This is a genomic window from Paenibacillus sp. FSL H7-0331, assembly GCF_001956045.1.
The window spans coordinates 152,994-165,439 of sequence record NZ_MRTH01000017.1 but is presented as its reverse complement, the minus strand read 5'-3'; the positions used below and the strand labels follow the sequence as shown (position 1 = coordinate 165,439).

The following is a 12,446-nucleotide window of genomic DNA, read 5'->3' as shown; positions in this document are numbered from 1 at the left end:
ACAAGCAGAAGTTGGGGGAAACGCTTAGTATGGCATTTCCTTTGGCAGCCGCTGTCTTGGGTAGTGGAATGAATTTCAGTAGTTTTTATACAGGGGATTCAAGTAAAGTGGCGGGAGGAGCGGTTGATAAGCCGCCTGTTAAAGTAGAAACTCGTACTCTTGGTTCTGGTAATAATAGTGGAAGTTATGACACGTCAGGTACTCAAAATAAAGAAACTGGTCCGAAATATAACCATGCAAAAGATTTTCTCGATCAAATCAATTATATTAATGATTCAAGGTTTGGCAATGAATTAACAGAGTTTGTGAAAAACTATGAATTGAACAAAGAAATTTACGAAAGAATATCCCAAAAGGTAGACATTCCTCCTCAATTAATTGCGGCAATACATTATCGGGAATCTGTAGGTAATTTTAATACTTATTTACACAATGGCCAACAGCTTGGACAGATAACTACTGAAGTACCGAGAGGAAAGTTATTCTATGATTTTGAAGAAGCTGCAGTTGACGCATTGTTAGAAAAAGATCCAAATAGAAAATTTCATAATTTAAGTGGGAATTCCAATGATTTAGTCGCGATGCTAGCTTATGCAGAAGCTTATAATGGGTGGGGTTATTTAGATAATGATCGTGTTAGTCCATATGTGTACAACGGAACAAATGTATATGAAATAGGGAAATATACGGAAGATCGTATATACGATCCAAACGTTATAGACGAGCAACCAGGTGTATACATATTATTAAAAGCACTAGAATCGACGCTTGGGAGTTCTAATGTGTTTACTCCTGTAGTTGAAAGTTCAGATAATTCAATTACGTGGACGAATCCTAATGATGAACATATGATCAACGGAGTAATTCCTGTAAATCAAATACCGTTTTCTTCAACTGGATGCGCAATTGCATCGTTTACAATGCTGGCTAATTTTTACGGAGCAGGTATTGATTTTAATATAGTTAGTAGAAAATATGCACCGGGAAATGAAATGAACTTTCCTAAAGCTTCAGAAGCGATTAATTTATCATATAATAGGAACAATGTGGGGGCAGGTTTTACAAAAGAAAATGTCTACGAATGTATAAAATCGAACATTGATCAAAAATTACCTTGTATAATTTCAACTGATGGATATAACAGTCAAGGTCATTATTCTAATCATTTTGCGGTAGTTATTGGGTATACCAATGATGGAAATAATGACAAAGATATTATTATTATGGATCCATGGGGAGGAACTCAAACAACGCTTGATAATATGCAGATTTACAAAAATAGCGGAAAAATTCTAAGTGTAAGAGAATTCATATCTAAGGAGTGAAGGCTATGAAAAAATATATAATTGGCTCTATAGCGGGGTTCATGATAGCTACATCATTTAGCGCTCATGCCGAGATATCAAGTTTGATTGGTAAAATAGTTGATGGAGAATTTACAATAAACATTAATGGAAAAGAGCTAAATCAAAAAGCAATAGTAATTAAGGGGACATCTTACTTACCGGTCAGGTCCATTAGTGAATCAATTGGATATAATGTTAAATTTGATGAGGGTACCGGAATTGAATTATTCCCCAAGGACGATCAAACAACACTTCCTATTAAATATGTTCCTTGGGTGCACATAGGGAATGCGGATAAATACAATGGGGATTTTTATTATTTTGAAAAAGATGGTAATCAATATGTTTCCGTTAATTGTTTAATAGACCCCTATAGTATTTATTGGCTCGGAGAATCAAAAGGTGGAATTTTTCACCTGAAGGAGGACGGACAGAAGGCTTCTGTTCAAACCTCAACAAGCTATACAAAAACAACCAATGATGTCATGGTCAATTATACAAAAGATTACGAAAAAAATACTGACTCCTTTAAGTATAAATATACAGAATCAATATTTGTGCAATTATCGACTCTTGGATTAAAAGCAGAATTTAAATTTAACCCAGACGCTGAAATTAATGATTACCAATTATTTATTTTTAAAGATACCAATGTTCCTAAATAAAGTGATTCTTAGATCACACGAGTGTTCTTCAAGGATAAGGTATTAATCAATAGTGTCTTTGAAACAGCTTGGAAAGTTAGAGTATAGCAAAATAGAATTTATTTCTAATTGGAGAGGATATTATTGAAGAATCATGTTAAATGGGTAACTATCATGATTATCCTATCCATTATTGTTGCATGTGAAGGGTATTCAAAGAAGCAACCCTTTCTAAAAACTGAAGTTACTTTGGCAGACGATGCAGAAAAAGATATCGCAGAAAATAACGTTACAGTAATAAATAGTGCGACTAACAAAGAGGATTCACCAAATAATGATCGTAGTACCATCTCAGCAGAACTATCGTGTCAACAATCCTTAGAAAAGTTGGGTCAATTTTCAGTAAATGATGGAAACGTCGATTATAAATCAGGATCTCGTATATTCCCTTTGCTCCACTTTATTATGACCAAAAAGTCAATTAAAGACAATCAAACGAAGCAATCTGTTTTTATGAAAGACAACCCTATCTTTATTACAAGCAATGAACATTATAAAAATTCATTGTTATTTGCTTTAATCCATACGAAAAGAACAGGGATATTAAATGGAGTTGTTGGTTTTCCTAATAATGAAGTAACAACTTACTATAAGCCAATGTTATTTAGCACTGATATCTCAAGTCCGCAAATACCTGCAACCGAGACCTCCACTGGAAACAAATATGTTGCAGTCAATCGAAAAACTTGGAACAAAGAATTATCTGAAGATACCAAATCGTGTAATGACGCATTAGCACTTCCTCCTACAATAACAAAATCTGCATTTTTTGAATACAACGGAGCAATACGCCCCTTCTCGAAAGAAATTGATTTTATTGCGGGAGCTGAAGGGGTGGGATACGGTCTGAAAGAGTGGGGAAACAGATATTATCATGATGAAAAAAAATCAATACAAATACCTATTCTACTTTATTGCCCTAATTGCAGAATAGAGAATATTGTTATGATTCAAAACGATTTGGAGTTACAATTTTCAGAAGATAAGTTAAATAGTTCTTGGCAAAGATGGCTGGGTTATGAGTGGCATGCTTTTACGTCAGAGAAAATAGATTATGATGAAAAAGCGTTTGTAAAGGCTGACTTTTCTAATATCCATTCTAATCTTCCTCCGTTCTTCAGTGATAGTCCATCAACCATTCAAGTAACGATTAACGGGGAAAAGGTGAAGTATGTGAACCAATAGCCTCATTGTTGTTAAAAAGACAGAAGATGTTTCCAGGTATATATAAATGAGAACAACGCAATTAAATATCCAGAAAATCAGAATTTTGAAATGAAAGAATTCAATTGGATATACACTGTAGCGGTGAGAAGGCAGGGTTAAGTAATATAGAAAAGAGGGATAAACGGATCTACAAGATTAGGAAGTAATTTTATTTTGACGAATGGGAAGTGATTGGACAGGCTATAGAAATTATTTCTAATACTCCGACTGGTGAGAAGTAGTAATGGGCTATAACAAACAAAGAAGGTTGTACTGTTAACCATGGCTCGGTCTCTAATCCAACCAATTGTCAATATTTTGACAAAATAACTTGGAGCAATGGAAAACATTGTCCACAATAAACCTTTAGACCTATTTGAAAATAATACTAACTCCGATTGTGGCTTCAGATTCAAGACGTAGTGAAATTACAGCGCAATGGATATTCTGAACTGGATAATTAGAAGAGTACTCGCCCGTTTATTTATAACTCAGCGTGAGAACGGAGTCCTTTTCTAAGGTGCAGGTAAACAGAACTGAGTTGAATCCGGAGGAGTGGTAAGAAAATCCAAGCTAACGGTGGATCTTAAGACATTAATTCAACAAGCTCTAGATACGAAAGGAAACATAGAGCATCTCTACAATCAGGGCAGAATTTATTTATCAATAGCCCGTTCCGAATCCAATCTTGCCGAAACCCATTAAAGGGGACTCCAAGACACAACTGAACACGATTGTGAACGCCTTACAGACGACGTATAACGCTCTGATGGAGCTACAAGCCGCAGAACCACCCCGAAGTCCATGCGTTGGAAATGGGTTGCAGAAATGGAGTTCGAAGATGGTGGACTATAGTGATCCGACAATCTGGGGTTGCAGTTGGAGCATGGAATTGGCTAATGGCGCCTTCGGTGGATCAATTGTTAGCACAAATGAAGAAAAACTCGAAGCTTGCGAATCAGGTGAGTACGCAGCAGTTTGCGGAAGCCAATATATCGAGTATTCGATAGCGGGAACAATTGAAAGACAGCGAGCCCGTATCGTGGGCTGTTGAATAAGAAATTACCTGAGTAGGACAAAGGAATGTAAGGGCTACACATTATAAGGAGGTTACTAAAAATGAATAAAATTAAATTAAAGTCATTGATTATTGCATCGGCATTGGTATTGTTGAATTCTGGAATTTCTTATGGCGCCTCAGAAAAAAATGAAATAAAGTTCATTGATATGAAAGACCACTGGGCAAATGTTCCTGTAAAAGACGGAGTTGCGAAAGGTTATGTTGATGGATATGAGGATGGCACTTTCAAGCCAGATAAGGAAGTAACAAGAGCTGAGTTTATTAAGTTGGTTTCTGCAGCGTTGGGGCAAAAAGTCGATCCTGAGCAAGGTTCGTTGTGGTACTTGGCTTATGTTAGGGCAATGAAGGAAGAAGGCATTCTGTCGCAGCATTTCTATGAGGACGACATGGGTTACTCTATGAAAAGAGCTGAAATGGCTATGGTTGCATCGAAAGCTATTGATAAAGAGTCTGATGGTACATTGGAGTTTGCTGTGAAAACAGGGCTTTTGAATGGCGTTGGGGGTGGGGAGCTTGATGAGATGGGTGTTACCACTCGAGCACAAGCTATTACTGTTATTGAGCGTATCCTAGCCAAAAGAGCTGGCAAAACTTTAATCGCTGACGAAGCTTCCTTGGATATGCTGGATATTAAATCTATCGGCACTAATATCGAACGGCACTGGAACATCAAGCCTGTTGTACTGCCTGTTATTGGAAAATGGGGTAAAGGTGTTACCATTAAAGTTAATAAAGTAGTTTATTTGGATTATGCGAAAGGTTACGACCAACCTTATGGTTACCTGTTTGATGGTGCTTACCGAAATCCATCAATGAACCTTTCCGAGTATGACGTATTAGCATTCGAAATTGAAATGGTTGTAGAAGGCACTGATTCGGGCGTTTATGATTATAGAGACCTGTTTAAACCAAATACCGCAGTGCAGCATGGGAATGTTGATTTCAACGACTCTATTAACCCAACAGGGAAAGTTGCTGGGTTTGATGCAGGTAAGAAAGCAACTTATAGTGGTTGGGTAGGTTATGGTGTCAAAAAATCAATAAAACAAGCTCAGTTTAATGATAGAGGTAAATCCCGACCATTGGAAATGAGAATAGGTAATGACATCATTATGATTGCAGAATGATAGTCACAAAATTATTCTTAACTAGGGGTGGGACATGAGAAAACGTAAGCTTTATGGGTTAACGGGTCTTGCTTTGCTTGCCACACAATTAATATTACCGTTTATACCAGAGGGTTCTGATGTGGCAAAAGCCGCTGATCCGCCCACTCGAATTTATATTAATTTCGAGACTTCTAGCCCCAGTTATAGTGCAATAGAATTATCGTCATCTGCTTCCACCAGCCCGACTAAGAGCATAAATTTTGATGTTACCGGGTATGGGTCAGGGAATCCTGTTTCTGCAACACTAAACATAAATGGATTATCCAAACCAGCTTCGATAGTTTCAGGAAAGTTGGTAGCTGCTGCTTTTGACGGAGCTAAAACTGATGTGTTTGGTAGGGCAGAAACCGATCCTGGGCATAGAATGTATAGGCTGCCAACAGGGAAAGGCTGGGAACACAAGGCCCTAACAACATCCACTGCGGTGAGGTTTTATCCTAGTGAAACCGATTTCGTGGATGGGGTATCACAATATCCAGGATTAATACCAACAAGCGGTGAACGGGTTGATAACGGCAAGATCTTTGCCTATCGTGATGATAAGGGCGGAACAGACCTGAGATATAAGTACAACAACCCTGCGGGCGAGAAGGTAATGGATTACAGTAAAGAGGGTTGGGCTGTAACTTACTCAGATAGTTCCCCCAAACCGTCGTATTACTGGAAGTCTGACTCAGACGCTGTAAATGAAACAGGGGCGTATTATGATTCAGATAGGGTAGTGTCTGACAGTACTAAAATTTATGGGACAGAAGCTGACGAGACGAAATCTCCCGATGCTTTAGGCTTTTACTGGGATGCAGGCAGTACTGGTGTTAACACGGTAAGAGTTATGCGCCTACTTAATGGGGATCTAACTAATAACTCACATTACAAGATTCTAGTTGATTCAGAAGGCACTAACTACGGACAAGATCGTAACTATTTTATGTCGGTTAAAACAAAGTGGATAGCATATACCTATTTGTACAAAGGTTATGCCGACATCACCTATGAAACCCCTCTTAAGCCCGATCTCGCTGTCGTTGACCTTAAGGTCGATGTGGATTGTATCGAAGCAGGAACGACGCAAGCCATTAAATATTCCTTTAAAAACAATGGGGTCAGCACCTCAGCTTCATTTGAAATCCAGCTCAAGTTGGATGGAGTGGTGAAAGAAACCAAGACCGTAGAGGGAGCCAATACCGGAATCCTGCTCGGAGGCAGCTACAACTACACCTTCGCAGACACGGGACCCAAGGACTTTACGTTCAATGTGAACTCCAACAATGCCATTGATGAAGGGGGATTAACCTCTAACAATACAGTAAGCAAAACCTTTCAGGCCCAGGCTTCGTGTAAGGTCAAAAGTGACCTCGAAGGAAAGCTGACAGTCGATCAAGCCTATATTCCATGGAAATCGAATAATATGTTTGAGATTGTGATCGATAATAATGATACCGCGACTTGCCAGGCATCCAAACTCAAATTTATATTAACCGATTCGGCAGGCACCGTGTACGAAACAGCCTATTACGATCCGATAGATGTTCGCGGCAAGCCTGGCACTTTCGAGATATTTGCTTGGCAGGGTACCAAGTATCCTGGAAACATTACTGCCGGTCCCGTTTCTGTTCAGGGTGTTGTGAGGGATTCCTGCGATGGCTTTTTGCAGTTGGGACCCAAGCCTTTTATTATAGGAGACCCTCCGCCCAATCAACCCCCTGAATTACAGATTGGTTGGTTTAATAGCAGTATGTCGGCTCAGATCAGTGAAGCTATTGTTGGGGATACAGTCGGCGTTAAGGTCATTTCCGTACACGACCCTGATGGAGATCCAGTAACGACGACCTGGAAATTCACCGGATACACAGGCAGCTCAGCCTGGGTAGGAGCTTTACCTGCTGCACGCGGACTAGCTTCACCTTATACAAGCAGCAGCTATGGGGGATTTAGCGCGACGACCAAAGGCTCGCATAAGATATGCGCCACGGCTACGGACAATCGCGGCGGTTCGACAACGGCTTGTGAGTATCTGGATGTCATCGGTCCGGAACCTATACCTGTCATCTATGGATCGACCGTAGTTCGTGAAGGTCGAGTTTTGGATCCACCTTTGGATGCGGATAGCAGCTATTCACCGGTACCGGGAAGAACGATTAATCACGCCAAGGATGAATGGGTGAATAAACAATCGGTCTACTACACACCCGGAAACGTGGTCGTCACCCTGAAGGTATTTGATAATACCGATTTGAAATCCGATGAAACGGCTAAACATACGATCATCGTCAATCCCGATCTGCCGCCGGTAATCGATTTTGACTATCGGTCATCGATGACCCGATCTGAGGCTAATTTCAGGAATCGATCCTATAGCCCCGATGGAGATACGATTGTTGGATACAGTGTCACCTGGGGGTATGATGCTGGAAATAACGGATCCTGTAACCCTTATGAGAACTTCATATCAAACAGTTCTAGTTATTTTACCTTTACCCCTCCTAGAGTTGGTAACTATTGCTTTAACGTATATGCCATAGAGGATTATGGAAAATCAGCTAGCAAGGTGTTTACTATGAATGTCATTAACGACAACCCTGATGCCGAGTTTACAGCTACAGGGATCGCTACTGAGCCTGCACCTATAAATGTAGCCGGCTATTCTCCATCAGTTCTTAAGACTTGGGCTAATACCAGCTTGGACAGTGCAAGCGTAGCCAATGGATGGGGCGCTAATTCTGAGGGAAGTTTGATTTCTCCTAGAAGAAAAATAACAGATACTACTGCATCTTTCCCAAGTTCAAACAACTCAGTATTACTGAGTAAGATTCAACAAGGAAATATGCCTAGTTGTAGTGATCGTGGATTTCCAGCTGGCCCTTGTGTGGCCTGGAATACAGTTGATAGTTTGCGTTACTCTTATATAGGTAACAATAAATTTATAGGAGATGGAAGAAAAGATGCAGGGAATGTTGGGTATGACCACTATTTCTACCTAATGGGTACCGATATGGTAGGTAAACAGTTCCCTTTATTTCCTGATTTCCAGGTGCCTTTTGGCGGTGGCTTCTCCTATTTCAGTAATATGTCTTGGGCGAAGAACGAATTTACCGATGAATTTATGGTATACAGTATAATTCCCACGTCAAATAGTTATAGCGGGGGAAGCGGAGGGGACTACTATTCTACTAATACCGAGAGGTACCAGGTATATAGGCTAAGTGATCTTAGGAATGGAAATATTACGTATTTGCGTGGAGGGACCTTTTTTGAACAGTTCCATGAACGATTGTCCTCTGCGGATATCCAAAGAACCGGAACTAAGTCTAATTGGTCTGACGGTAGTTATGTGAAATCCGGAGATTACTTGCCTTTTGACAAAGATTTCAAAAAAATTAATTTAACTGCAAGAACAGTGTCTTCTTACAGAAATAAGGAGGCCACTCCTTATAAAGTAGAAAGTTACACAAATATGCCTTCTGTGGCCAGGTATTCAAGGCTGATGTATTGTAACTCCACAAAATTCCCTGATTTCTGTAGCTCAGACGGAAATGACAGTTATTTATCCGCAGTGCCCAACAATAATGGGGATTATTTCCTCTTTGGTCTGGATAAGAAGATGTACAAATTTGATAGAGAAACAGGAATGCCATCATTACTTTGGGACTCATCAGGGTTTCCATCAGAAGATAAATACTCAAAAACTGTTACACCGGACGGAAACTATATATCATTATATTTTCCTGGGTATCACTATTATGTTGATGGAGATGACGGCAGTGGGTATTGGGTAGATGAGCCTTCAGATCAAAAGTATGTCATCTTAGCTTCTGGAGTTATTACTACTTGGATTCCCCCAAGCGCATTTGATACATTTGCTACCTTAGGGCCAAAAAACACTTGGGACGCTAACTCTTTTACGGTTGGTCAAAGTGGTTGGGGTATTATGACTTCACCAACTATTGGTTTAGGAGATGTTAATGCAGGCCACATGACAGGAGCTGGTACATTACCTGGAATCATATACAATGAGGACACTATTGTTGATTCCAGTACTGGCAGCATATACTCTTATACTCCAGAGACTGCGCAAACTCCAATAACTAATGAGTACTACACGTATGGGCAGCTAATTAACCCTTATTCTCAGCAGGTAGTTAATGGAACTGTTTCTTGGAATATGAGAACATCAAAGCTGAATTATCTTAATATGTCTGCAGGTGTTGGATTCAGAATTCAGGATCATAAAAATATGTACAGGCTGGAGTCTTACAGGGATTCTCTTCGATTGGTTCGTATTGTTAACGGCAGGAAAACAATTCTTTCATCCGTAAACAGATCGTCCATTAATAGTAACTGGGTGTCGTATAAAATCAGGCTTACTGGAACACGCATAAAAGTCTATGAAGGCAATGGTCTAGCTATAGATGTAACGGACGGTACTTTCTCATCAGGAACTATGGGACCTTACTCCACTACTGATAATGCGGAGTTCAAAGGACTTAATTTTCAGTGGTCAGATGCTGATCTAAGTTATGATACCGCAGGCACTTCTATTGTGGATACCGCTGTAACCTATGAAGTCACTTACAAAGATCCTGAAAACGATCCACGGTTAGATCCGGCTACGCAATGGCATTATGAACAGATCAGTACGCAAAGAGCTATAGATCTTTATTTACCTTATTCTATCATCTCGGCTACTAAGCTACTGGACGCGAATGATGGCAAATCTGGAGACTCAGCATTGAATAACAGCACGGTTACGAATCCAGTCTTAACCTTCGATAAGGTTGGGGTTTACAAAATCGATTATCGCGTAAAGGATGATCCTCACCCTGATCACCGGCAGCTGTATGGAGATGGATTATTTGCGGACTATGCGAAGTATTCGGATTGGTATCCACAAAGCCTGATTGTGCATCGTCGCCCTTTATCGATATACGCCGTCGCATTGAACGAATATGGCAGGGTAGACTGGAACGACTCATCCTATGACCCTGATCGATGCTATAATACTGGAAATTGTCAGGCAGAGTATGCATATAATCATGGAATTTATAATGAAAAGTACTATTACATCACGCCTTCCGGTGTATTGGTTAATGGGCAGCTGATCCGTCCGCAGGAATCGGGAACCTATACGATTGCCAAAGCAGTGGGCGATGAATATCGAGCATGGAGCGATTGGAACGAGCAAACCATCGATGTACCTCCAGATGTGCTGCCTCCTCCCAACAACCCGCCTACGGTTGAATTAACATTTCCGAACGGCACGTATGCGGCACCGAGTCCAGTAACCTTATTACCGACGATTACGTGGAATCAATTTGATATGGATGTACCTACAACATTCACTACTTTTGATATCGCAATAAAAGATATTTGGGGAAGTTGTATAGAATGTATGAATAACAGAATTATGAACACATCCAGTAACAGCTGGTCTTGGACGATGGATACCCCTCTTCAAATAGGAGGTCAATACTCGGTTCAAGTACGTACATCGGATGGTGAAAGCAAATCGGATTGGTCGAATATAGGATGGATGATTACGAACAGGCCACCTTCAGCCGTGATGGCGGTACCTGACGGTTCCCAATGGGCACCTACATTTTTTGATACGGTGAGGCCTAAATTTGAGTGGGATCAATCTGATCCGGATCCAGGCACGAATTATACGTATGCGGAGTTTGATATTTTGTATGAGGATGGAACGCCTGTGCTGCCCACTATACAGCATTGGCAGGGCACAACGGCCAACCATAATTCGTTTACGATAGGATCCGATTTACCTTCAAATCGTTTGCTTCAAATACGTGTGAGAGTTACGGATGGGTATGCCTGGTCTGCATGGTCTCCATACACATGGTTTATTATTAACAGAGCTCCGAGTGCTTCAGTAACTTTCCCTTCTGGAACGGAGTCAAACCCAACCATAGTTTTGAATAATTTCAGACCTGTAATAGGCTGGAATCAAAGCGACCCTGATACAGGCTACAGTTTTAGTTATTATCAGATTCAGGTTGCAGAATCGTCGGGGGGAGTAGTCTATGATAGCGGAATGATGCTTCAAAATACGACGAGCGGGACCAACACGCATACACCATTTATAGATTTACCAGCAGGTAAAAAACTCATGGTAAGGGTTAAAGTCTGGGATCAATATGGGGCCGACTCAGGCTGGTCACCCTACAAGTGGATGTATATCAACCGCCCCCCAATAGCAGCATTTACCTGGAAGGTGAATCCACCAGTTGCTGTATTTGAGGGACCGGCTTGGGAAGGAGATCATATTCAGTTGATTAATCAGTCGACGGATCCTGATATCCACACGATAACATCCAACTGGTCGATTCGAAATCCGTCAGGGCAGACATCAAGTTACACAGAGGATCCCTTTCTCACTTTTGTCCAGCCGGGCAATTATGAGGTTACCTTGACAGTGACGGACATATACGGGGTGAGCAACAGTTTAACTCGAATCATTGGAGTAAGTGAAATGGTGATTCTCGGATATGTGAACCATACTGACGATTGGAACGCAAATCGAAAGAGATATAACCAATCCAAGACAAGGACCGATGAAAGTCCGCGCGGCTATGAAGTATTTTTCCCGGGTGAGCGTTTCTTGTTAAAGGCTGCGACCTTGGGGAATGTGATTCGAACTACATCACAAATATTGGGAACCTCATTCGATACAGAAATGAACAAGGCTAGCGGAGGAACGTTCGATGGGATATGGACGGGAGAGCTGTGGGATGAAACGATGCTAAGATGGGATAACCAGAATGTTACATTCCGATTCACAGTTCACACGCCAACAGGTTATACCAAAATAGCTGATGTGCAGGTAACCATCGATGATGACGGGTATTGGAGGCAGCACCGATCCAGATAGTAACTTCAGGAATATAAAGGGTTTATGCAGAAGCAGGTGAATGAAACCAACTTTCGG

6 protein-coding genes are annotated in these 12,446 nt (G+C 40.8%); all 6 read left to right on the top strand.

Annotated features, from left to right (window positions below; genetic code table 11):
* On the top strand, nucleotides 1-1,325 hold a 1,325-nt coding region (locus BK127_RS24015; RefSeq protein ID WP_218639031.1), incomplete at its 5' end, for a C39 family peptidase.
* Nucleotides 1,326-1,330: 5 nt separating this feature from the next.
* The gene (locus BK127_RS24010; RefSeq protein ID WP_076234049.1) at nucleotides 1,331-2,011 is read left to right on the top strand and encodes a stalk domain-containing protein; all 681 of its coding nucleotides are present in this window, start codon (nucleotides 1,331-1,333) and stop codon (nucleotides 2,009-2,011) included.
* A gap of 123 nt (nucleotides 2,012-2,134) precedes the next feature.
* A complete protein-coding gene (locus BK127_RS24005; RefSeq protein ID WP_076234048.1) occupies nucleotides 2,135-3,235 on the top strand; it encodes a hypothetical protein in 1,101 nt (366 codons plus the stop codon).
* Between the two features lie 875 nt (nucleotides 3,236-4,110).
* A complete protein-coding gene (locus tag BK127_RS43865; RefSeq protein ID WP_179097584.1) occupies nucleotides 4,111-4,266 on the top strand; it encodes a hypothetical protein in 156 nt (51 codons plus the stop codon).
* 109 nt (nucleotides 4,267-4,375) lie between these two features.
* Nucleotides 4,376-5,464: an S-layer homology domain-containing protein gene (locus tag BK127_RS24000; RefSeq protein ID WP_076234047.1), complete on the top strand. Its 1,089-nt coding sequence runs from the start codon at nucleotides 4,376-4,378 to the stop codon at nucleotides 5,462-5,464.
* A 34-nt stretch (nucleotides 5,465-5,498) separates the two neighbouring features.
* Complete coding sequence (locus tag BK127_RS23995; protein ID WP_076234046.1) at nucleotides 5,499-12,389, top strand: glycoside hydrolase family 78 protein; 6,891 nt, start codon at nucleotides 5,499-5,501, stop codon at nucleotides 12,387-12,389.
* Nucleotides 12,390-12,446: the final 57 nt, after the last annotated feature.

Excerpts from the sequence above, each read along its gene's own strand:
- BK127_RS24000 (WP_076234047.1), top strand. The coding sequence starts at position 4,376 with ATGAATAAAATTAAATTAAAGTCATTGATTATTGCATCGGCATTGGTA.
- BK127_RS23995 (WP_076234046.1), top strand. The coding sequence starts at position 5,499 with ATGAGAAAACGTAAGCTTTATGGGTTAACGGGTCTTGCTTTGCTTGCC.
- BK127_RS24010 (WP_076234049.1), top strand. The coding sequence starts at position 1,331 with ATGAAAAAATATATAATTGGCTCTATAGCGGGGTTCATGATAGCTACA.